Source organism: Dokdonella ginsengisoli (assembly GCF_042652785.1).
GTDB classification, from domain to species: domain Bacteria; phylum Pseudomonadota; class Gammaproteobacteria; order Xanthomonadales; family Rhodanobacteraceae; genus Dokdonella_A; species Dokdonella_A ginsengisoli.
Map to the genome: position 1 here is coordinate 18,227 of NZ_JBHSHD010000003.1, position 22,500 is coordinate 40,726.

Below are 22,500 nucleotides of genomic sequence, written 5' to 3' on the forward strand. Positions count from 1 at the left end.
CCTGTGCGAAAGATCTGCTTCCAACGACGCCACTCGGCGGAATCAGGCCGCGCTCGGCCAGGGCGTCAGGATCTCGTAGCCGTCGTCGGTGACGGCGATGGTGTGCTCCCACTGCGCCGACAGCGAGTGGTCCTTGGTCACCACCGTCCAGCCGTCCGGCAGCAGACGCGTCTGCGGCTTGCCGGCGTTGACCATCGGCTCGACCGTGAACGTCATGCCCTTCTGCAGCTTGAGGCCGGCGCCGGCGTGGCCGTAGTGCAGAACCTGCGGATCCTCGTGGTAGATCTGGCCGATGCCGTGGCCGCAGTATTCGCGCACGATCGAGAAGCCCTGCGCCTCGGCGTGCTTCTGGATCGCGTGGCCGATGTCGCCGAGCGTGGCGCCAGGGCGCACCTGCGCGATGCCGATCAGCATCGCCTCGCGGGTGGTGTCGACCAGGCGCCTGGCCAGCACCGACGGCGCGCCGACGAAGTACATGCGGCTGGTGTCGCCGTGCCAGCCGTCCTTGATCACGGTGACGTCGATGTTGACGATGTCGCCGTCCTTGAGGACCTTGCCGGGGTTCGGGATGCCGTGGCAGATGACGTGGTTGACCGACGTGCACAGCGTCTTCGGAAAGCCCTTGTAGCCGACGTTGGCCGGGATCGCCTTCTGCACCTCGACGATGTGTTCGTAGGCGAGGCGGTCGAGCTGCTCGGTGCTCACGCCGGGCTTGACGTGGGGGACCAGCATTTCCAGCACCTCGGCGGCCAGGCGGCCGGCGACGCGCATCTTCTCGATCTGGTCCGGGGTCTTGACGGTGACTGCCATGGTTCCTCTGAAGCTGGGTTGTGGCGCGGGCGCGCCGCACAAGCTACAATCTTACGGTTCCGCGCCCCGACTTTCGTAAGTCGTTGACGCGGAACGCAAGATGCGGCCGCGCGGGCAATCCGCAAGGTCGCTACGGTCATCAGACCGAATCCGCACACGTATCGTCACCGCGTTCGGGGTGCCCCTTCGGGGGTCGCACGCGGAGGATACGTGGAGGTCCCAACCCCGGAGTTGTAAGCAAGTCCCTCGCCAGAGCACGCACATCCCTGTGCGGGCTTTTCATGGAAGGACCTGCCGCAACTCCCTTTCATGAAGGAATACCTGCAATGCCTCAAGTCACCATGCGCCAGATGCTCGAAGCCGGCGTGCATTTCGGTCATCAGACCCGCTACTGGAATCCCCGCATGGCGCCGTACATCTTCGGCGCGCGCGGCAAGATCCACATCATCAATCTCGAAAAGACGCTGCCGCTGTTCACCGACGCGATGAACTTCATCTCGGGCCTGGCGCAGAAGCGCGGCACGATCCTGTTCGTCGGCACCAAGCGCTCCGCGCGCGAGGCGATCAAGGAAGAAGCGGCGCGCTGCGGCATGCCCTACATCAGCCAGCGCTGGCTCGGCGGCATGCTGACCAACTTCCGCACCGTCAAGGGCTCGGTCGCGCGCCTGAAGGAAATCGAGGCGATGTCGACCGACGGCCGCTTCGAGCGCCTGGTCAAGCACGAAGTGCTCGGCCTGATCCGCGAGAAGGAAAAGCTCGAGAAGTCGCTCGGCGGCATCAAGGACATGAACCGCCTGCCCGACGCGCTGTTCGTGATCGACATCGGCCACGAGGACATCGCGGTCAAGGAAGCCAAGAAGCTCGGCATCCCGGTCATCGCCGTGGTCGACACGAACTACGATCCGGCCCTGGTCGACTACGCCATCCCGGGCAACGACGACGCCATCCGCGCCGTGCAGCTGTACGCCTCCGCGGCCGCCGATGCGGTGCTCGAAGGCAAGGCCGCCGCGCCGGCGATCGTCGCCAGCGAGAAGGACGACTTCGTCGAGCTCGACGCCGAAGGCAACCCGGTCACCAAGAAGGAAGCGCGCGAGCGCGACGACCGCCGCAAGCCGGGCCCGCGCAAGCCGGGCGGCGACCGTCGCCCGCCGTCCAACCGCCGTGGTCCGGCGCCGCGCGAACGCGGCCCGAAGGCCGACTCCGAGTCGCCGGCCGCCGAGTAATCGTCATCTGCGGGCCGCATGATCGCGGCCCGGCAGACGGCCTTTCCGCGGGCGGGACCGCCCTGCCCGCGAGGACGCCGGACCCATCCGGACGTCGCGTCCCCGCGAGGGACGTCCGTCGCTTCGACCCGATTCCCGCCCGCGCGGGAACGACGATTCTTCAAGAGAACGAGCGGCGCATCCCGGCGCCGCTCCGAGCATTCCGAGGATTCCCATGGAAATCACCGCATCACTGGTCAAGGAACTGCGCGAGCGCACCGGCGCTGGCATGATGGAGTGCAAGAAGGCGCTCACCGAGAACAACGGCGACATCGACGCCGCGGCCGAGTGGCTGCGCAAGCAGGGTCTGGCCAAGGCCGACAAGAAGGCCAGCCGCGTCGCCGCCGAAGGCAAGATCGTCTCCGCGCAGGACGGCGGCAAGGCCGTGCTGGTGGAGATCAACTCCGAAACCGACTTCGTCGCCAACGACGACAACTTCAAGGCCTTCACCGACGCCGTCGCCAAGGCCGCGCTGGCCTCGGGCGCGGCCGACGCCGAAGCGCTGAAGACGGCCAAGCTCGCCTCCGGCGAGACCGTCGAGGAGGCCCGCGCCTCGGTCATCGCCAAGGTCGGCGAGAACGTGCAGGTGCGCCGCCTGGTGCGCATCGACAGCGCCAACAACGTCGCCGCCTACGTGCACGGCGGCCGCATCGGCGTGCTGGTCGAGGTCAAGGGCGGTGACGCCGAGTTCGCCCGCGGCGTGGCGATGCACATCGCGGCGATGAACCCGCCGTACAACAAGGCAGCCGACGTCCCGGCCGACTTCGTCGCCAAGGAAAAGGAAATCGAGCTGGCCAAGATGAGCGAGAAGGACAAGGCCAAGCCGGCCGAGATCCTCGAGAAGATCATCGGCGGCAAGATCGCCAAGATCGTCAACGAGAACACGCTGTACGGCCAGCCCTACGTGCTCAACACCGACCAGACCGTGGAAGCGGCGGCCAAGGCGGCCGGCGCCGACGTGGTCGGCTTCCAGCGCCTGGCCGTCGGCGAGGGCATCGAGAAGGTGGTCGAGGACTACGCGGCCGAAGTCGCCAAGGCGATGCAGGTCTGAGGCAGGCCCTCCTGCGATCGCCCGAGATCGCCGCGCCGCGCAGGCCGGCGGTCTGGTGAAGCCAATGCCCCGCGCAGTCCGGCAAGGCCATCCGCGGCTCTCCAGATGAAGCAGAAAACCCGCAGGCGACTGCGGGTTTTTTGTTTTTCAAGCCGGCTCCGGCACCAGCCAGCGCGACCTGGCACGCGCAGCGGGGTCGATGGAAAACCAGACCCGCGGCCTTTCCCGGGCTGGTGTACGGATCGGCGGCTGGAGCTGGACCTTACCCGGCCATGGGCGGGTTCAGGCGCGCAAAGCCCTCCTGCCGGCGATACGGAAAATACGGGTAAGGCGCAGTGACGGCGCTGGCCGCATCGAGCTGCGCCACCTGCTCGGGCGTCAAGCTCCAGCCCAGCGCGCCGAGGTTCTGGCGCAACTGCTCTTCATTGCGCGCGCCGATGATCACCGTCGAAATCGTCGGACGCTGCAGCAACCAGTTGAGCGCGATCTGCGGCACCGACCTGCCGGTTTCCGCCGCCACGGCATCGAGCGCATCGACTACCCGGTAAAGGTATTCATCCTCCACCGGCGGGCCAAAGCTGGCGGTTTCGTGCAGGCGGCTGGCTTCGGGCAGCGGCGTGCCGCGCCGGATCTTGCCCGTCAGCCGCCCCCAGCCCAGCGGGCTCCAGACCATCGCGCCCAGTCCCTGGTCGGCGCCCAGCGGCATCAGGTCCCATTCGTAATCGCGGCCGACGAGGGAGTAGTACACCTGGTTGACGACGTAGCGCGGCCAGCCATGCCGCTCGGCCACGGCCAGCGACTTCATGATCTGCCAGCCCGCGAAGTTGGAAACGCCGGTGTAGCGAACCTTGCCGGCGCGCACCAGCGTGTCGAGCGTGGACAGCACTTCCTCGACAGGCGTATGCGCGTCGAAGGCATGCAACTGGAGGATGTCGATGTAGTCCGTCTGCAGGCGGCGCAGCGCGTCGTCCACGGCGCGGATCAGGCGAAAGCGCGACGAGCCGGCATCGTTCGGGCCGTCGCCCATGGGCAGGCTGGTCTTGGTCGAGATCAGCACCGCATCGCGCCGGCCTTTGATGGCCTGGCCGAGCACTTCTTCCGAAGCGCCGTTGGAGTAGACGTCGGCCGTGTCGAACAGATTGACGCCGGCTTCCAGGCAGATGTCGACCAGGCGACGCGCTTGGGCGGCGTCCGACTGGCCCCAGTGGCTGAAGAGCGGGCCAGAGCCGCCGAAGGTTCCGGCGCCAAAGCTGAGAGCGGGGACTTTCAGGCCGGACTGGCCGAGGCTGCGGTATTCCATGAGGTTCTCCTTCGGATTGATGAACTGGACGTGTCGTTGATCTCTTCAGGGCTGCACGGAGTCGCCGAGCAGGACGTCGAGGTCGATGGCCGCCGCCATCGCCTGGTAGCCGGCATCGCCCGGGTGCAGGTGGTCACCGGAATCGAAGGCGGTTTTCATGCGGGCCGGATGGGCCGGGTCGCGCAGCACGGCATCGAAGTCGACGACACCGTCGAACTCGCCGCTCTCGCGGATCCACCGGTTCACGACGTGCCGGATCTCGTCTTTTGCGGGCGAGTGGTGGCCTTCGATGATCGAGCCCTTGGCCACGCCCTCGTTGGGGGCGATGGTGCCGCCGATGATGCGCACGTTGCTGGCGTGGGCCATGCCGATCAGTTCGCGATAGCCCTGGACGATGTCTTCGGCGCTGACCATGGCCTCCTGGGGCGCAAAGCCGCCGCCGGGCCAGCCGATGTCGTTGGTTCCGAACTTGACGATCACGGCCTTCACGCCGGGCTGCGCAAACACATCGCGGGCGGCGCGCACCAAGCCTGCGCGGCCCATGCCGTCCTTCAGCAGACGGCCGCCGGAGATACCGGCATTGAGTACGCCGACACCGCGTCCGGCCAGCCGCTCGGCCAGGACATCCGGCCAGCGCGCATTGGCGCCCGGCGTGGAGCCGTTGCCGTCGGTCAGTGAATCCCCCAGAGCGACGACCGTCGTGGGTGCCTTTTCGGTTTCCACGATCAGGCCACTGAAAAAGACCCGCGTGCTGTATGGCACCGCGTTGCCGGGCAGGCGTTCGGCCCCGGTCAGGTCGCCGTCTGCGACGTAGGCCGTATCGCGCGCATCGAAGTGAAAACCGGCAGGCTGGGTGTTCTGCGGCAGATACAGCGACACCGCCACTTCGGTGAGCGCCGGCAGCGGCAGGTTGACCGGGTCGCTGATGAGGCGCCCGCCCGCAGGAACCACGGCTTGCGGCTCGCCACCGAAGCGCACCACCTGATCGGTGCCCGCCACGATCGCCGAGGCCTTGCCATGCCGCGCCACATGGGCGGCGCCAATGTGCAGCGGCGCGGTGCCCTCTTCATTGCTGATGATCACGCGCAGCCGGCTGCCACCGATGCTCAGCCGCGCCGTCTGGCGAATGGTTTGCCGGCTGTACTGGAAGGGAACGCCCAGCGGCAGAACGAAATTGCCGTCCCACATCGGCTGGGTGGCCGCCATCCAGCTCGGGCTCCAGAACGCAGCTTGTGCAGACGCTGCTGCACTGGTCCAGCCGGCACTGCCGGCCAGCGCCAGGGCGATGACGCCCCGGCGGGCGATGGCGGTGAGTTGGATCGGGGTCATGTCGGGCTCCTTGGAAGAACATGAAGCAGGTGAAGCGAGGGCTTCAGCTTCCTTGTTTCCAATCTGCCCGGGTAGACGGCAGAATGGCATCCAAACAATTCCAAATTCGAATACTGCATGGACACCCTGCGCGCCATCGAAGCCTTTGCGCACAGCGTCGAGCTCGGCAGCCTGTCGGCGGCCGCGCGCGCCCTGGGCACCACGCAGCCCACCATCAGCAAGCAGGTGATGCAGCTGGAGCAGCAGCTGGGCGTCCGCCTGCTGCGCCGCAATGCCGCAGGATTGAGCGCGACCGACGAAGGGCAGCGCTTTTACGAGCGCGCCAGGCGCATGCTGGAAGACTACGAAGAGGCGGTAACCGACGTGCGCGCAGGCATCCAGCAGCCGCGCGGCTTGTTGCGCGTCAGCGCGCCGGTCACCCTGGGCCAGCGGCACCTGAATGCAATGGCCATCGAGTTTCTTGCGCAGTACCCGGACATCCGGCTGGAGCTGCTCCTGGACGACCGCTTCGTCGATCCGCTGGAAGAACGCATCGACGTTTCGCTGCGCCTGGGCGGCACGCTGCCGCAGAACCTGGTGGGCCGCCATCTGGCCACCTGGCCGCGGGTACTCGTCGCATCGCCGGCGTATCTCACGGCCCGCGGCCAGCCTGCCGCGCCCCAGCAATTGCTCGAACACGACTACTTGAGCTACGCCTCAGGCGGCGACGGCGTTCTGCTGCAGGGGCCTGACGGCCTGGTCTCCGTGCCAGTGCAAAGCCGCTATCGCGTGAACAATGCCGTCGCGCTCTTCGACAGCGTGCTCAACGGCGCAGGGATTTCGCTGCAGCCCACCTGGATGGTGGCCGAGCCGCTGGCGCAGGGACGATTGGTGCGGGTGCTGCCCGACCACACCGGCCCGGCGCAGAAGGCACATCTGCTGTATGCGCCGCGCCGCCATCAACCGTTGCGCGTACGCGTACTGGTGGATTTTCTGAGCGAGCGGATTGCACGGCTGCCGGGGGCAGACATGGCCTAGAACGCGTTGACAATCTCCTGGACAACGAAACCGGAAAACCAGACCGATGACCATGTTTGACAAGGCCCCCACGCGGTACGACCACGTTTCAACGAAAGGAAGAGCTTCATGATTTCGCTAAGACCCATGCGAGAAGATGAGTTCTCCTCCTATCTGGACAGTTTCATCCGTGAATTTTCCGTCGAAGTCGCCTCGAACTACGGCATTCCGGAAAGCGCGGCGCTGGAGCAGGTCAAGCGGGAGATGGCATCGGATCTGCCGGACGGCATCCATACGGCAGGTCAGGTCCTGACCTGCCTGGTCGACGCTACCCAGACCCCTGAAAGGCTGGTCGGCTATCTGTGGTACCGGCAGGATCTGGCGGCGCAGGTGGCCTTCATCATGGATTTTTCGATTTTCCCTGCGTACCAGGGGCAAGGCTTCGGCAAGCAGGCCTTGATGGCGCTCGAACAGGATCTGAAACGCAAAGGGTTTGCGCAAATCAAACTTCGGGTCGCGCCCGACAACCAGCGTGCCAGGCATGTGTACGACGTCACCGGCTTTCGCGTGACCGGAATCCACATGAGCAAGCCACTCGATCGGAACCGAGCCTGAAAGATATTGCTGCAGCTTGAGCCGGCTCCGGTGAAGCCTGATGCGACCGATCTGAATGCTCTGTCGACGAAGGAGGCTGAGAACACGGACAAACTCACGGCCTGCCGGACTCCAGGCCCCCGAGCCGACCAGGCTCCCTTTCTGCAAGGCACGGCCATGGAACCAAGGCGCTGACCTTCATGAGGTTTCAGGCCCTCGCCGATCCGCGCAGGGCAATTCACGCAGGCATTTTTTTGTTGGGCGCACCGTGCGCCCGCTACAATACGGCAGTTTTGCCCGCCTTCCGGAGAGTCCCGTGCCCGAGATCAAGTACAAGCGCATCCTGCTCAAACTCTCCGGCGAGGCCTTGATGGGCGAGGCCGACTACGGCATCGACCCGAACGTGCTCACCCGGCTGGCGCGCGAGATCATCGAGGTGCAGCGCGCCGGCGTGCAGGTCGGCGTGGTCATCGGCGGCGGCAACATCTTCCGCGGCGCCGGCCTCGCCGCCTCCGGCATGGATCGCGTCACCGGCGATCACATGGGCATGCTCGCCACGGTGATGAACGCGCTCGCCATGCAGGACGCGATCGAGAAGGCCGGCGGCTTCGCGCGCACGATGAGTGCGATCAAGATCAACGAAGTCTGCGAGGACTTCATCCGCCGCCGCGCCATCCGCCACCTGGAAAAAGGCCGCATCGCGCTGTTCGCCGCCGGCACCGGCAATCCGTTCTTCACCACCGACTCGGCCGCCGCGCTGCGCGCGATCGAGATCGGCGCCAGCCTGCTGCTGAAGGCGACCAAGGTCGACGGCGTCTACACCGCCGACCCGGCCAAGGACGCCAGCGCGACGCGCTACGAGAAGCTGTCCTACGAGGAAGTCATCCAGCGCAACCTGCAGGTCATGGACACCACCGCGATCGCGCTGTGCCGCGATCACAAGATCCCGCTGCGCATCTACGACATGTCGCGCGAAGGCGACCTCATGCGCATCATGCGCGGCGAGCCGATCGGCACCCTCGTCTACGGCCGCTGAGGCCCGCTCGGCCCGCCCTGCGTCGCCGCTGCGCAGCAGACGCTCTTGTCGCCGCTGCTATACTGCGCGGCCGATCGCAGACGCACCACAGGTGACCGCGCCATGCTCGACAACATCAAGAAAGACACGCAGACGCGCATGCAGAAGAGCGTCGACTCCCTCCGGCACGACCTCACGCGCCTGCGCACCGGGCGCGCCAGCACCAGCCTGGTCGAGCCGCTGAAGGTGTCGTACTACGGCGCCGACACGCCGGTCTCGCAGGTCGCCAACGTGTCTCTGGCCGACGCGCGTTCGATCACGATCACGCCGTTCGAGAAGAGCCTGATCGGCCCGATCGAGAAGGCGATCCTCGCCTCCGATCTCGGCCTGACCCCGACCACCGTCGGCAACGTGATCCGCATCAACCTCCCCGCGCTGACCGAAGAGCGCCGCAAGGAGCTCTCCAAGCACGTCGCGCACGAGGGCGAGAACGCCAAGGTCGCGGTGCGCAACGTGCGCCGTGACGCGCTGCACCAGATCAAGGAACTCCTCAAGGACAAGAAGATCACCGAGGACGAGGAGCGCCGTGCCGAGGAAGACGTCCAGAAGTACACGGACAAGTTCGTCAAGGACATCGACGGTGTGGTCAAGGCCAAGGAAGACGAGTTGATGTCCATGTGACCGGCGCCGGCCGGCCGCGGATCGATGCGGCCCCGGCCGTGCGAGGCGCAGCCGATCGCAGTACGCTCCGGCAACGCAGACGCCGGCGCGTGGCCCGAGGGGACGGGCTCCGCGCGACGACACCGGCGCCCCGCCACGTCAGGAATTTTTCGCAGCCGCCGCACGCCCCGGAGTTCATGCAAACCGACGCCGCTCCCCGCATTCCGCGCCACATCGCGATCGTCATGGACGGCAACGGCCGCTGGGCCGAGCGTCGCCGGCGGCCGCGCAGCTTCGGCCATCGCGAGGGCCAGAAGGCGGTGCGCGCGGCGGTCGAGTACTGCCGCCGCCGCGGCGTCGAGGCGCTGACCCTGTTCGCGTTCTCGAGCGAGAACTGGAAGCGTCCGCAGGGCGAGGTCGGCGCGCTGATGCAGCTGTTCCTCAAGGCGCTCGAACGCGAGGTGGACGAGCTGCACGCCAACGGCGTGCGCATCGCGTTCGTCGGCGACCTGTCGGCGTTCTCGCCGGAGCTGGCCGCGCGCATGCAGGCCGCGATGCGGCGCACGCAGGACAACGGCGCGCTGCGCCTCAACGTCGCGGTCAACTACGGCGGCCGCTGGGACGTCGTCCAGGCCGCGCGCGCGCTGGCCCAGGCAGCGGTGCGCGGCGAACTGGCGCCCGAAGCGATCGACGAGGCCGCCTTCGCACGCCACGTCTGCCTCGCCGACCAGCCGCCGGTGGACCTGTTCATCCGCACCGGCGGCGAGCTGCGCATCAGCAATTTCCTGCTGTGGCAGGTCGCCTACGCCGAGCTGTACTTCACCGACGCGCTGTGGCCGGACGTCGACGCCGCCGTGCTCGACGCGGCCCTGGCCGAATACGCCCGGCGCGAACGGCGCTACGGCCTGACCACCGCGCAAGTGCGCGCGGCGAGCTGAGCATGCTCAAGCAACGCACCCTCACCGCCCTCGTGCTCGCGCCGGTCGCGATCGCGATCCTCCTGTTCCTGCCGACCTGGGCGGTCGCCCTGATCGTCTCGGCGCTGTGCCTGCAGGCGGTCTGGGAATGGACCCAGCTGGCCGGGCTGGTGTCCAGGCCGTGGCGCATCGGCGTGGTGGTCGCCAACGCGCTGCTGCTCGGCCTGCTGTGGACGATCCGCGACGACGACGCGGCCTGGTACGTCATCGGCGCGGGGCTGGCCTGGTGGCTGCTCGCGCTGCTGTGGATGCGCCATTTCTCCTACGGCGCGGCTCCCACGCACGAGCACGCCGCGCTGAAGATCGGCGCCTGCGAACTGGCCGTGCTGCCGGCCTGGCTGGCGCTGGTGCGCCTGCACGGCGAAGCCGGCCATGGCCACGCCTGGGCGCTGTTCGCGATCGTGCTGGTCTGGACCGCGGACATCGCGGCCTATTTCGCCGGCAGCCGCTACGGCACGACCAAGCTGGCGCCGCGGATCAGCCCGAACAAGACCACCGCCGGCGCCTGGGGCGCCCTGCTCGGCGCCGGCGTCGTCGCGGCGATCGGCGGCTGGCTGCTCGGCGCGCGCGGTCCGATGCTGGTCGCGCTGGTCGCGCTGTCGCTGCTGGCCGTGCTCGCCTCGATCGCCGGCGACCTGCTCGAAAGCCTGCTCAAGCGCCAGGCCAGCGTGAAGGATTCCGGTACGCTCTTCCCCGGTCACGGCGGCCTGCTCGACCGCATCGACAGCCTGCTCGCGGCGTTGCCGGTGTTCGTCGCCGGCAAGGCCCTGCTCGACCTCGCCCTCGCCGCATGAGGCGGCTCGCGATCCTCGGCGCCACCGGCTCGATCGGTGCCAGCACGCTCGACGTCGTCGCGCGCCACCCGGACCGTTTCCAGGCCACCGCGCTGGCCGCCCATCGCAACGTCGACGCGCTGGCGCAGCTGTGTCTGCGCTTCCGCCCGCAGCTGGCGGTGATCGCCGATCCGGCCTGCGAAGCGGCGCTGCGCGAGCGGCTCGCCGGCAGCGGCTGCCGCGTGGCGGCCGGCCCGCAGGCGGTGCTCGAAGCAGCCGCCGGCTCGCATTGCGACACGGTCGTCGCCGCCATCGTCGGCGCCGCCGGGCTGGAATCCACGCTCGCCGCCGCGCGCGCCGGCAAGCGCCTGCTGCTGGCGAACAAGGAAGCGATCGTGATGGCCGGCCGCCTGCTCGCGAAGGCGCTGGAGGACGGCGGCGGCGAGCTGCTGCCGCTGGATTCCGAGCACAACGCGATCTTCCAGTGCCTGCCGCCGCGGCACGCGAACCTGGCCGCGGCCGGCGTGCGGCGCATCCTGCTGACCGCGTCCGGCGGGCCGTTCCGCGGCCGCACCAGTGCCGAGCTCGCCGGCGTCACGCCCGAGCAGGCCTGCGCGCATCCGAACTGGAGCATGGGCCGCAAGATCTCGGTCGACTCGGCCACCCTGATGAACAAGGGCCTGGAGGTGATCGAGGCGCACCATCTCTTCGATGCCGCCGCCGAGCGCATCGAGGTCGTCGTGCATCCGCAGAGCATCGTCCACTCGCTGGTCGAGTACGTCGACGGCTCGGTTTTGGCCCAGCTCGGCAACCCGGACATGCGCACGGCGATCGCCTATGCGCTGGCCTGGCCGGAGCGCGTCGAGGCCGGCGTCGCCGCGCTGGACCTGCTGAAGGTGGCGCGGCTGGATTTCGAGGCGCCCGACCTCGCCACGTTCCGCTGCCTGGCGCTGGCCTACGAGGCGCTGCGCGCCGGCGGCACGGCGACGACGGTGCTGAACGCGGCCAACGAGGAGGCCGTGGCCGCGTTCCTCGAGCGGCGCCTGCCGTTCCCCGGCATCGCCCAAACCATCGATCGCTGCCTGAATGCGGTAGATTCGCAGCCGGCGACCGACCTGGACGTCGTCCTTGACGCTGATTTAACTGCGCGTCGGGAAGCCCAACGTATCATCGCCTCCCTTTAACGCCGAACCACCAAACCCGCGTCATGAATGAATTTTTCGGTTCCGTCTGGTGGCTGATCGTGACGATGGGCCTGCTCGTGACGTTCCACGAATACGGCCACTTCGTCGTCGCCCGGCGCTGCGGCGTGAAGGTGCTGAAGTTCTCGATCGGCTTCGGCCCGGCGCTGTGGTCGCGCTTCGACCGGCACGGCACGCAGTTCGTGGTCGCGGCGATTCCGCTCGGCGGCTACGTCAAGATGCTCGACGAGCGCGAGATCGAAGGCGCGGTCGGCCCCGAAGGCCTGGCCGGCGCGCACAACCGCCAGCCGGTCGGCAACCGCATCGCGATCAGCGCCGCCGGTCCGGCCTTCAACCTGATCTTCACGCTGTGCGCCTTCTGGCTGATGTTCGTCATCGGCAAGCCGGACTACCAGCCGATCGTCGGCCACGTCGACCATCTGGCCGCCACGGCGGGGTTCCGCGACGGCGACCGCATCGCCGCGATCGACGGCAAGGCGATCGAGACCTGGACCGACGCCAGCATGGAACTGCTGCAGGCCGGCATCAACCGCCAGGACCTGGACCTGACCGTGGTCGACGCCAGCGGCAGCCGGCTCGACCGCAAGCTGCCGCTGTCGACCCTGCCCGCCTCGCTCAACGAGGAGGGCGTGTTCCGCGAGATCGGCCTGACGCCGCGGCAGTGGGCCACCCCGCCGGTGGTCGGCGCGGTGGAGCCCGACAGCGCCGCGGCGCGCGCGGGCCTCAAGCCCGGCGACCGCTTCACCGCGATCGGCGGCGAGCCGGTGAAGGACTGGCGCGAAGTGCCGGCGATGATCCAGAAGCACGCCGAGGGCGGCGCGACCCTGGCGCTGCAGGTGCAGCGCGGCGCGCAGACGCTGGAGCTGGCGGCGACGCCGGTGCGGCGCGAACAGGGCGGGCGCACCAGCTGGGTGCTGGGCATCGGCGTGCAGGCGCCGGAGACGAACTACGATGCCACCCTGCACTACGGTCCGCTGGCGGCGATCCCCAAGGCGCTGAATGAGACCTGGGACCGCACCCGGCAGACGCTCGGCATGCTGTGGGGCATGCTGACCGGGCAGGCCTCGCTGAAGAACCTGTCCGGCGTGATCACGATCGCCCAGGTCGCCAACAGCTCGGCCCAGCTCGGCATCGCCTGGTTCCTGAACTTCCTGGCGATCATTTCGCTGAGCCTGGCGATCCTGAATCTGCTGCCGATCCCGGTCTTGGACGGCGGCCATCTGCTGTATTACCTTATCGAGCTGGTCAAGGGCAGCCCGGTCAGTGATCGCATGCAGATCGCCGGCCAGTACGTGGGGCTGACCCTGCTGATGGCCCTGATGGGGCTCGCGTTCTACAACGACATACTGCGGATCGCATCCTGATCGCGCGGTCTGCCCGACAACAAGCGCGACCGCGGCGGACATCCGCCGCGAGCCGCGTGCATGCCCTACGGAATCGACGATGAAGCGTATTGCCGCCCTATTCCTGCTCGCCTGGTTCGCCGTCCAGGACGCGTCCGCGTTCGATGCCTTCACGATCTCCGACATCCGCGTCGAAGGCCTGTCGCGCATCGCACCGGGCACGGTGTTCACCTACCTGCCGGTCGAGAAGGGCGACACGCTGACCGGCGACCGCGCCGAGCAGGCGATCCGCGCCCTGTACAAGACCGGCTTCTTCAGCGACGTGCAGCTGGCGCGCCAGGGCGAAATCCTCGTGGTGACGCTGAAGGAGCGCCCGCAGATCTCCAAGATCGCCATCCGCGGCAACAAGGACATCAAGGAAGAAGACCTGCTCAAGGGCCTCAAGGGCATCGGCATGGCCGAAGGCGAAGCCTTCGACGAGCTCAAGCTCAACGAGATCCAGAACGAACTGACCAAGCAGTACTACAACCGCGGCAAGTACAACGTCTCGGTGAAGACCGCCAAGGTCAACCTCGACCGCAACCGCGTCGAGGTCGCGATCAACATCGCCGAAGGCAAGCCGGCGCGCATCAAGCACCTCAACGTCGTCGGCAACAAGTCGTTCTCCGACAAGGACATCAAGAGCGAGTTCGAGTCGAACACGTCGAACTGGACCTCGTGGTACTCCAAGGACGACCAGTACTCGAAGGAGAAGTTTTCCGGCGACCTGGAGAAGCTGCAGTCCTACTACATGGACCGCGGCTACGCCGACTTCAACGTCGATTCGGCCCAGGTCGGCATCAGTCCGGACAAGCGCAAGATGTACGTCGTCGCCAACGTCACCGAAGGCGAGGTCTACAAGATCAACGACATCAAGCTGACCGGCACCCTCGTCCTCAACGAGGACGACCTGCGCAAGCTGGTGCAGATCAAGGTCGGCGACACCTTCTCGCGCAAGCAGATCGAGCAGTCGGTCGACGCGATCACCTCGGCGCTGTCCAACATCGGCTACGCGTTCGCCGAAGTGCAGCCGATCCCGGCGATCGACAAGGAGAAGCGTGAGGTCGGCCTCAACTTCTTCATCGTGCCCGGCAAGCGCGTGTACGTGCGCCAGATCGTCTTCAAGGGCAACGTGCACACGCGCGACGACGTGCTGCGCCGTGAAATGCGCCAGCTCGAGGGCTCCTGGTACTCGCAGGCCGCGATCGACCGCTCGAAGATCCGCCTGCAGCGCCTGGGCTTCTTCCGCACCGTCAACATCGACACGCCCAAGGTTCCGGGCACCGACGACCAGGTCGACCTCACCATCGCGGTCGAGGAGCAGAACTCGGGCGCCTTCACGTTCGGCCTCGGCTACGGCCAGGTGCAGGGCGTGATCGCCAGCATCAGCGTCACCCAGAACAACTTCCTCGGCAGCGGCGACCGCATCTCGGTCATGGCGCAGCAGAGCGGCATCATCAAGAGCTACGGCGTGTCGTACTTCGAGCCGTACCTGACCGACGACGGCATCGGCCTGGGCTACAACCTGCGCCACACGCGCTACGACGCCGGCGAGAACAACCTCGCCAGCTACTACAGCAACACCGACTCGTTCGACATCTACCTGTCGTTCCCGATCACCGAATCGGACACGATCAACACGCAGCTCGGCGTCAACAAGACCTCGATCCGTGCGTCGCCCTACTACACGCCGCCGGCGATCATCGACTACCTCGACAACCTCGGCCACAACACGTTCCACGCCTGGAACATGCAGCTGTCGTGGGCGCACGACACGCGCAACCGCTACTGGAACCCGACGCGCGGCTCGCTGCAGCAGGTCTCGCTGGAGGCCACGCTGCCGGGCTCGACGGTCGAGTACTTCAAGATCAACTACCAGTACAACCAGTACCTGCGCCTGACCAACTCGCTGACCTTCCTCGGCAAGGTCAAGATCGGCTACGGCGACACCTACAACGATCCGAAGAGCGTGCTCGCCGATCCCAACGCCGTCGGCCACGACCGCTACATTCCCAACATCGGCGGCCTGCCGTTCTTCGAGAACTTCTACGCCGGCGGCGTCTCCGACGTGCGCGGCTTCCGCGACAACACGCTCGGCCCGTACACGGTGTTCGATCCGGAACTGTGCCCGCCGTCGAACAAGGACTGCCGCCTGCCCCTGGGCGGCTCGTTCAAGACGGTCGCCTCGGCGGAAATCATCTTCCCGACGCCGTTCGTGAAGGAGAACGACGACAGCACGCGCCTGTCGGCCTTCCTCGACGTCGGCAACGTGTTCAAGAACAACCTGTGCAACGTGAACCTGCTCAAGGACTGCGGCGGCTACAAGTCGTGGAGCGCGGACCAGCTGCGCGCTTCGGTCGGCCTGTCGTTCCAGTGGCGCGCGCCGGTCGGCCCGATCGTGATCAACATCGCGCGGCCGATCCGCAAGAAGGAAGGCGACGACACCGAAGTGATCCAGTTCACCTTCGGCAACACGTTCTGAGGCATTGACAGGGGGCGGCGCGCAGCGTCGGGGGCAGCGAGGAGACGCCGGGTGACGCTTCACGCACAATCGGGTCTCTGGCTTCGCCTGCTGCTGCTGACGGCGGCGGCGCTCGCGTTCGCCCAGTCCGCGCCCGCGCAGCCCGTACCCGCGCCGGCCGTGCGCATCGGCTACGTCGACATGAAGCGCCTGCTCGACAACGCGCCGCAGGTCGTCACCGGCCGGCGCAAGCTGGAGCGGGAGTTCGCCGCCGGCGACGCCGCGCTGAAGGCCGACGAAACGCGCGCCGCGTCGCTGCGCGAGCGTCAGGCCCGCGACGCGGCGACCATGAACCAGGCACAGGCGGACGCCCTGCAGCGCGAGATCGACGCGCTCGACCGTTCGATCAAGCGCAGCCGCGACACCCTGCGCGCCGAACTGAAGACGCGCAGCGACCAGGAGCTGGACCGCAGCTGGCGCGAGATCAACGACGCGGTGGTCGAATTCGCGCGCGAGCAGGGCTACGACCTGATCGTGCCGAGCCCGGTCGTCTACGCCAGCCCGAAGGTCGACGTCACCGACCGCGTGCTCGAGCGCCTGCGCCGCTCGGCCAAGGCGGACACGCCGTGAGCGCTGTCGCATTCCGCGTCGACGAACTCGCCGAACGCTTCGGCCTGGCCCTGCGCGGCGATCCGGCGCAGCGCATCGAAGGCGTCGCCACGCTCGAGCAGGCCGGCCCCGGCCAGCTCGGCTTTCTCGCCAATCCGCGCTACCGCTCGCAGCTGGCGCTCACGCGCGCCGGCGCGATCGTGCTGCGCGCCGCGGAAGCGGACGCCTGGCCCGGCGCCTGCCTGATCGCCGACGATCCCTACGTCGCCTTCGCCCGCATCGCCGCGCTGTTCGAGCGCGCCCCGGCCGCCGCTCCCGGCGTGCACGCCAGCGCGGTCGTCGCGCCCGGCGCGCACGTTTCCGCCGCGGCCAGCGTCGGTCCGTTCTGCGTGATCGAGGACGGCGCCGTCGTCGAGAACGGCGCGATCCTCGGCCCGCACTGCGTGGTCGGACGCGACTGCCGGGTCGGCGCGCAGTCGCGGCTGGTCGCGCGCGTGACCCTGGTGCAGGACGTCACGCTCGGCAGGCGCGTGCTGATCCATCCAGGCGCCGTGCTCGGCGCCGACGGCTTCGGCCTCGCCTTCGACCGCGGCGGCGCCGACCACGGCGCCTGGATCAAGGTGCCGCAGCTCGGCGGCGTGCGCATCGGCGACGACTGCGAGATCGGCGCCAACACGACGATCGACCGCGGCGCGCTCGGTGACACCGTGCTCGAGCACGACGTGCGCCTGGACAACCAGATCCAGATCGCCCACAACGTGACGATCGGCGCGCATACCGCGCTCGCCGGCTGTGCCGCGGTCGCCGGCAGCGCGCGCATCGGCCGCTACTGCCTGATCGGCGGCGCGGCTGGCATACTGGGTCATTTGAGCATCGCCGACCGCGTCACGGTGACCGCGATGAGCCTGGTCACGCATTCGATCCGCGAAGCGGGGGAATACTCCTCCGGCACGCCGATCCAGCCGAACCGGCAATGGCGCCGCAACGCGGCGCGCTTCAAGCATCTGGACGAACTCGCGCGGCGCCTGGACGCCGCGGAAAAGGAAACGAAGTCATGACCGAACCGGCCACGCCGATCCAACTCCCGCTCGGCGTCGAACAGATCGCCGCGCTGCTGCCGCATCGCTACCCGTTCCTGCTGATCGACCGCGTGACCGCGTTCGACCTCAACAAGAGCGTCACCGCGATCAAGAACGTGACGACCAACGAACCGTTCTTCCAGGGCCATTTCCCCGGGCATCCGGTCATGCCCGGCGTGCTGATCATCGAATCGATGGCGCAGGCGGCCGGCGTGCTGATCATGCTGTCGGAGTCGCGCGATCCCGCGCAGCCGGTGGTGTTCTACCTGGTCAAGGTCGACAAGGTGCGCTTCAACCGCGTCGTCGTGCCCGGCGACCAGCTGCGGCTGGAAATCGAACACAAGCGCCGCCTGCGCAACATGAGCCAGTTCTTCGGCCGCGCCATCGTCGACGGCCAGGTCGCCGCCGAGGCGGAATTCCTCTGCGCCGAGGTGCCGCGCTGATGATCCACGCGACCGCGCAGGTCGATCCCGCCGCGAAGATCGGCGCCGGCGTGCGCATCGGCGCCTACAGCGTCATCGGCGCCGAGGTCGAGGTGGGCGACGGCACGCAGATCGGGCCGCACGTCGTCATCGAGGGTCCCACGCGCATCGGCCGCGACAACCGCATCTTCCAGTTCGCCTCGCTCGGCAGCGATCCGCAGGATAAGAAATTCCACGGCGAGCGCAGCGAGCTCGTCATCGGCGACCGCAACCTGATCCGCGAGTTCGTCACCATCAACCGCGGCACCAGCGACGGCGGCGGCGTCACGCGCGTGGGCAGCGACAACTGGATCCTCGCCTACAGCCACATCGCCCACGACTGCGACGTCGGCGACCACTGCGTGTTCTCCAACAACGCCACGCTCGCCGGCCACGTCACCATCGGCGACTGGGTGATCCTGTCCGGCTTCGCCGGCGTGCACCAGTTCTGCCGCATCGGCGCGCACGCGTTCGTCGGCATGGGCTGCCTGGTCAGCGGCGACGTGCCTCCGTTCGTGATGGTCGCCGCCGACTACGGCCGCCCGCGCGGCATCAATGCGGAAGGACTCAAGCGCCGCGGCTTCGACGCCGGCCGCATCACCGCGATCAAGCGCGCCTACCGCACGCTCTACGCGGCCGGCTCGCCGCTCGCCGAAGCACGGGTCAAGCTGGCCGAGCAGGCGCAAGGCAGCGACGACGTCGCCGCGATGTTGGAGTTCATCGACCGCAGCGAGCGGCCGCTGGCGCGGTGAACCCTCGGGAATCGGGAATCGGAGAAGCTTGCGACTTCGTCATTCCCGCGAACGCGGGAATCCATTCTGGTTCGCTCTGAGCAGAAGGCCTTGAAGCAGAACTCCATTGCCATCGACGCGGGAAAGACGGCAATAGACGAGTCGCCGTCATGATGAGGAATTCCGATTCTTCATTCCCGGCTTCCCAATCACGGCTTTTCGTCCTCGTCGCCGGCGAAGCTTCCGGCGACCTGCTCGGCGCCGGGCTGATCCAGGCACTGCGCGAGCGCTATCCGCACGCGCGCTTCGCCGGCATCGGCGGCCCGCGCATGATCGCCGCCGGGCTCGACGCGTGGTATCCGGCCGAGCGGCTCGCCGTGATGGGGCTGGTCGAAGTGCTGCCGCGGCTGTTCGAGCTGCTGGCGATCCGCCGCGACGTCGCACGCCGCGCGATCGCGCTGAAACCGGACGCGTTCGTCGGTATCGACGCGCCCGACTTCAACCTCGGCCTCGAACGCACGCTCAAGCGTGCCGGCGTGCGCACCGTACACTACGTCAGTCCGTCGGTCTGGGCCTGGCGCGAGAAGCGCGCCGCGAAGATCGGCCGCAGCGCGGACCGCGTGCTGTGCCTGTTTCCGATGGAGCCGCCGATCTACGCCCGCCACGGCGTCGACGCGCGCTTCGTCGGTCATCCGCTCGCCGACGAGATGCCGCTCGAGCCCGACCGCGCCGCGGCGCGCGAGGCGCTCGGCCTGCCGCAGGACGCGCCGGTGCTCGCGGTGCTGCCGGGCAGCCGGCTCGGCGAGATCGCACGCCTGGGCGCGGACTTCGTCGCGGCGGCCCGGCTGCTGGCCGAACGCATTCCCGGCCTGCGCGTCGTCGCGCCGATGGCCAATGCCCAATGCCGCGCCGCGTTCGAGCACGTGGCCGGCGCATCGCCGGCCGTCACGGAGAATACCGACGCCACACCCGCGATCCTCGTCACCGACGGACGCGCACAGGAGGCGATGTTCGCCGCCGACGCGGTACTGCTCGCCTCCGGCACCGCCGCGCTGGAAGCGATGCTGGCCAAGCGGCCGATGGTCGTCGCCTACCGCATTGCGCCGATGACCTACCGCATCGTCAAGGGACTGGGCCTGCTCAAGACCGAGCGCTACGCGCTGCCGAACATCCTGGCCGGACGCGACCTCGTTGCCGAACGCATGCAGCACGACTGCACGCCCGAAGCGCTCGCCGCCGCGCTGCAGCCGGCGCTGGAGCGGCGCGAAATCGATCCCGGGCTGCTCGCCGAATACCGCCGCCTGCACCTGGAGCTGCGCCGCGACGCGAGTCGCAGCGCGGCCGCGGCGATCGCCGAACTCGTCGGCCCGGCCGTACCGGCGGGCGCTGCATGACGGCCGAGCGCGCCCGCCTCCGCGTCGTGCTGCTGCGCGCCTTCGCTCTCGCGGCGTTCGCCGCGATGATCGCGTTCGGTCCGCTGACCGAGAACACCACGGCCGAAAAGATCTTCGCCGCGATCCTGGCGCTGCTGTCGCTGCTGCTCGCACTGTTCGCCAGCGCGCGCCTGGCGTTCTCGCTGGTGCTGGTCGCGCTGCTGTTCGGCCTGGTCGAGATCGCCGGCCGCCTGAAGTTCCTGTTCCTCAACACGCCGCTGCTGGCACCGGACCTGGAGTACTTCGTCAACGGCGACACCATCGAGCTGTTCACGCACTACCCGCTGCTGCTGGGCATCGGCATCGCGGCGCTGGTGCTGGTGCCGCTGCTGCTGATCGTCTCCTTCGCCGGCGAGCGCGCCGGCCTGTTCGCCGCGCGACCGCCGGCGCAGCGCGCCGCCGTGCGCGTGCTCGGCACGGTCGCCGCGGCCGGCCTGCTGCTGGCCTGCGCCAATCCGCGCGGTCCGTTCGCCTCGGTGTTCAACAAGCCGATGTGGATCGCGATCAACGACAAGAGCTTCATCACCGACTTCGTCACCTCGTTCAACGACACGGTGATCGAGCAGCCGTCGATCCCGGCCGACGTCGACCGCGGCATCTCGTGGAAGCTCGACCGTCCGCTGCAGGCGCCGCCGACGCCGCCGGACGTCGTCGCCGTGCTGGAGGAGAGCACGTTCGATCCGCGCCTGCTCAAGCTGTGCACGCTGCCGCAGTGCAAGGCGCGCATGTTCGAGCCGGACAAGTCCACGCGCTCGCACGGCCCCTTGAGCGTGCACACCTTCGGCGGCGGCACCTGGACCAGCGAGTTCTCGCTGCTGACCGGACTGGCGCACACGCTGTTCGGCAACGCCGGCCTGTACGCGCCGTACAACCTCGCGCCGCGCGTCGCCTACACGCTGCCGAAGGCGTTCAAGCGCGCCGGCTACCGCGCCATCGCCGTGTATCCGATGACCGGCGATTTCCTCAACGCGCGCAACGCCTACGACTACTACGGTTTCGACGCGTTCTACGACGGCACCCAGTACGGCCTGGGCTGGGAGAGCCACGACGCCGAGCTGCTGGAGGTGTTCAAGCGCATCTACGAGGACGAAAAGCGCGTCAATCCGAAGCAGCCGCTGTTCGTCTTCATGCTCACCCTGCACCAGCACGGCCCGCACATGAAGCCGCTGGCCGAGCTGAAGCCGCCGTTCGACCAGCCGCTGTTCCCGGGCCGGTTCAAGCCGAAGAAGCTGGACGAATGGCTGAACCTCAACCTCGGCAACTATCTCGAGCGCCTGCAGGAATCGGACGCGATGCTGGCGGACCTGGAGAAGTTCCTGCTCGGCGGCGAACGCCCGGCCGTGCTGATGCACTTCGGCGACCACCAGCCCTCCTTCGACGGCGCCATCAACGAAATTCCCAAGACGCTGCCGAAGGGCTCCGGCCCGAACGCGCACTGGCTGACCTACTACATGCTGAAGTCGAACTACGCCGTGCGGCGCAAGTTCGACTATCCCGTGCTCGACATCGCCTTCCTCGGCTCGCTGCTGCTCGACGTGGCCGGCGTGCCGAAGGACGAGTTCTTCCAGGCCAACACGCTGCTGCGCGAACGCTGCAAGGGCCGCTACCTGGACTGCAAGGACACGCGTACCGTCACCTCCTACCACGACTACGTGTTCACCAAGCTCGAGGACCTGCAGGAATGAGCGGCGCACGCTTCCCGTTCGTCGCCGGCGTCGACGAAGCCGGCCGCGGACCGCTGGCCGGCCCGGTGGTGGTCGCGGCGGTGATCCTCGATCCGCGGCGGCCGATCGATGGCCTGGCCGATTCGAAGGTGCTCAGCGAGGCACGCCGCGAGGAGCTGGCGCCGCGGATCCGCGAACGCGCGCTGGCCTTCTCGGTGATCGCGGTGGAGGTCGACGAGATCGAGCGGCTGAACATCCTCGGCGCCACCTTGTTCGGCATGCGGCGTGCGCTGGAGACGCTGGCCCTGCTGCCGGGCCTTGCGCTGATCGACGGCAACCGCCTGCCCAAGTCGCTGCCGTGCGACGCACGGGCGATCATCGGCGGCGACGCCTCGGAACCGGCGATCAGCGCCGCCTCGATCCTGGCCAAGACCGAGCGCGACCGCATCATGCGCGCGTTCGACCCGATCCATCCCGGCTACGGCTTCGCCCAGCACAAGGGCTATTCGACGCCCGAGCACCTGGCCTCGCTCGAACGCCTGGGACCCTGCGCGATCCACCGCCGCGGCTTCGCGCCGGTGCGGCGGCTGATCGAGCCGGAGCTGCTCTGACCCGCGCCGGCGGCGGCGCGGCCAGCCGCCGGCGCCGCCGCTTGTCAACCTTGCCCCCGGCGGGGGCAGCGACTACGCTGCGGTCCCGACGTCCTGCATC

General features: G+C 68.1%; 21 protein-coding genes. 18 read left to right on the plus strand and 3 right to left on the minus strand.

Annotated features, from left to right (window positions below; all coding sequences use genetic code 11):
* Positions 1-42: 42 nt before the first annotated feature.
* A complete protein-coding gene (gene map / locus ACFO6Q_RS02170; protein ID WP_380018854.1) occupies positions 43-810 on the minus strand; it encodes a type I methionyl aminopeptidase in 768 nt (255 codons plus the stop codon).
* Between the two features lie 326 nt (positions 811-1,136).
* Between map and rpsB the strand changes: the two genes are divergently transcribed.
* Entirely contained in the window at positions 1,137-2,033 is an 897-nt protein-coding gene (rpsB, locus tag ACFO6Q_RS02175; protein ID WP_380018855.1) for a 30S ribosomal protein S2, read from the plus strand.
* Between the two features lie 214 nt (positions 2,034-2,247).
* Complete coding sequence (gene tsf / locus ACFO6Q_RS02180) at positions 2,248-3,123, plus strand: translation elongation factor Ts (protein ID WP_380018856.1); 876 nt, start codon at positions 2,248-2,250, stop codon at positions 3,121-3,123.
* 262 nt (positions 3,124-3,385) lie between these two features.
* Here the strand turns inward: tsf and ACFO6Q_RS02185 are convergent, their stop codons facing one another.
* Together ACFO6Q_RS02185 and ACFO6Q_RS02190 are read right to left on the minus strand one after the other, a co-directional pair.
* Positions 3,386-4,423: an aldo/keto reductase gene (locus tag ACFO6Q_RS02185; RefSeq protein WP_380018857.1), complete on the minus strand. Its 1,038-nt coding sequence runs from the start codon at positions 4,421-4,423 to the stop codon at positions 3,386-3,388.
* A gap of 45 nt (positions 4,424-4,468) precedes the next feature.
* Entirely contained in the window at positions 4,469-5,752 is a 1,284-nt protein-coding gene (locus tag ACFO6Q_RS02190; RefSeq protein WP_380018858.1) for an SGNH/GDSL hydrolase family protein, read from the minus strand.
* Positions 5,753-5,869: 117 nt separating this feature from the next.
* Here ACFO6Q_RS02190 and ACFO6Q_RS02195 point away from each other — a divergent pair, with 117 nt between their 5' ends.
* The 16 genes from ACFO6Q_RS02195 to rnhB all read left to right on the plus strand — a co-directional run bounded on the left by ACFO6Q_RS02195 (position 5,870) and on the right by rnhB (position 22,400).
* Positions 5,870-6,769: a LysR family transcriptional regulator gene (locus tag ACFO6Q_RS02195; RefSeq protein ID WP_380018859.1), complete on the plus strand. Its 900-nt coding sequence runs from the start codon at positions 5,870-5,872 to the stop codon at positions 6,767-6,769.
* Positions 6,770-6,895: 126 nt separating this feature from the next.
* On the plus strand, positions 6,896-7,363 hold the full coding sequence (locus ACFO6Q_RS02200) for a GNAT family N-acetyltransferase (RefSeq protein ID WP_380018860.1): 468 nt from the start codon (positions 6,896-6,898) through the stop codon (positions 7,361-7,363).
* A gap of 295 nt (positions 7,364-7,658) precedes the next feature.
* Positions 7,659-8,378 carry a UMP kinase gene (gene pyrH, locus ACFO6Q_RS02205; protein WP_380018861.1) on the plus strand — a complete coding sequence of 240 codons (720 nt, stop codon included), beginning with the start codon at positions 7,659-7,661 and terminating at the stop codon, positions 8,376-8,378.
* 102 nt (positions 8,379-8,480) lie between these two features.
* Positions 8,481-9,038 carry a ribosome recycling factor gene (gene frr / locus ACFO6Q_RS02210; protein ID WP_380018862.1) on the plus strand — a complete coding sequence of 186 codons (558 nt, stop codon included), beginning with the start codon at positions 8,481-8,483 and terminating at the stop codon, positions 9,036-9,038.
* A 176-nt stretch (positions 9,039-9,214) separates the two neighbouring features.
* Positions 9,215-9,955 carry a polyprenyl diphosphate synthase gene (gene uppS / locus ACFO6Q_RS02215; RefSeq protein WP_380018863.1) on the plus strand — a complete coding sequence of 247 codons (741 nt, stop codon included), beginning with the start codon at positions 9,215-9,217 and terminating at the stop codon, positions 9,953-9,955.
* A 2-nt stretch (positions 9,956-9,957) separates the two neighbouring features.
* Positions 9,958-10,788, plus strand: a complete 831-nt coding sequence (locus ACFO6Q_RS02220) for a phosphatidate cytidylyltransferase (protein WP_380018864.1) — start codon at positions 9,958-9,960, stop codon at positions 10,786-10,788.
* Positions 10,785-11,951 (plus strand): 1-deoxy-D-xylulose-5-phosphate reductoisomerase, encoded by a 1,167-nt coding sequence (ispC, locus tag ACFO6Q_RS02225; protein WP_380018866.1) that lies wholly within the window; start codon positions 10,785-10,787, stop codon positions 11,949-11,951. The genes ACFO6Q_RS02220 and ispC overlap by 4 nt, the downstream gene beginning before the upstream one ends.
* 23 nt (positions 11,952-11,974) lie before the next feature.
* Complete coding sequence (gene rseP, locus ACFO6Q_RS02230; protein ID WP_380018867.1) at positions 11,975-13,333, plus strand: RIP metalloprotease RseP; 1,359 nt, start codon at positions 11,975-11,977, stop codon at positions 13,331-13,333.
* Between the two features lie 79 nt (positions 13,334-13,412).
* Positions 13,413-15,833: an outer membrane protein assembly factor BamA gene (bamA, locus tag ACFO6Q_RS02235; RefSeq protein ID WP_380018868.1), complete on the plus strand. Its 2,421-nt coding sequence runs from the start codon at positions 13,413-13,415 to the stop codon at positions 15,831-15,833.
* A 51-nt stretch (positions 15,834-15,884) separates the two neighbouring features.
* Positions 15,885-16,442 (plus strand): OmpH/Skp family outer membrane protein, encoded by a 558-nt coding sequence (locus ACFO6Q_RS02240; RefSeq protein WP_380018869.1) that lies wholly within the window; start codon positions 15,885-15,887, stop codon positions 16,440-16,442.
* On the plus strand, positions 16,439-17,479 hold the full coding sequence (gene lpxD / locus ACFO6Q_RS02245) for a UDP-3-O-(3-hydroxymyristoyl)glucosamine N-acyltransferase (RefSeq protein WP_380018870.1): 1,041 nt from the start codon (positions 16,439-16,441) through the stop codon (positions 17,477-17,479). The genes ACFO6Q_RS02240 and lpxD overlap by 4 nt, the downstream gene beginning before the upstream one ends.
* Positions 17,476-17,943: a 3-hydroxyacyl-ACP dehydratase FabZ gene (gene fabZ / locus ACFO6Q_RS02250; protein ID WP_380018871.1), complete on the plus strand. Its 468-nt coding sequence runs from the start codon at positions 17,476-17,478 to the stop codon at positions 17,941-17,943. Before lpxD ends, fabZ begins: the two co-directional genes overlap by 4 nt.
* Positions 17,943-18,713, plus strand: coding sequence for an acyl-ACP--UDP-N-acetylglucosamine O-acyltransferase (lpxA, locus tag ACFO6Q_RS02255; protein ID WP_380018872.1), 771 nt, complete (start codon positions 17,943-17,945; stop codon positions 18,711-18,713). The genes fabZ and lpxA overlap by 1 nt, the downstream gene beginning before the upstream one ends.
* Positions 18,714-18,862: 149 nt before the next feature.
* Complete coding sequence (gene lpxB, locus ACFO6Q_RS02260; protein ID WP_380018873.1) at positions 18,863-20,086, plus strand: lipid-A-disaccharide synthase; 1,224 nt, start codon at positions 18,863-18,865, stop codon at positions 20,084-20,086.
* Complete coding sequence (locus ACFO6Q_RS02265) at positions 20,083-21,810, plus strand: sulfatase-like hydrolase/transferase (protein ID WP_380018874.1); 1,728 nt, start codon at positions 20,083-20,085, stop codon at positions 21,808-21,810. Before lpxB ends, ACFO6Q_RS02265 begins: the two co-directional genes overlap by 4 nt.
* On the plus strand, positions 21,807-22,400 hold the full coding sequence (gene rnhB / locus ACFO6Q_RS02270; protein WP_380018875.1) for a ribonuclease HII: 594 nt from the start codon (positions 21,807-21,809) through the stop codon (positions 22,398-22,400). Before ACFO6Q_RS02265 ends, rnhB begins: the two co-directional genes overlap by 4 nt.
* Positions 22,401-22,500 lie beyond the last annotated feature (100 nt).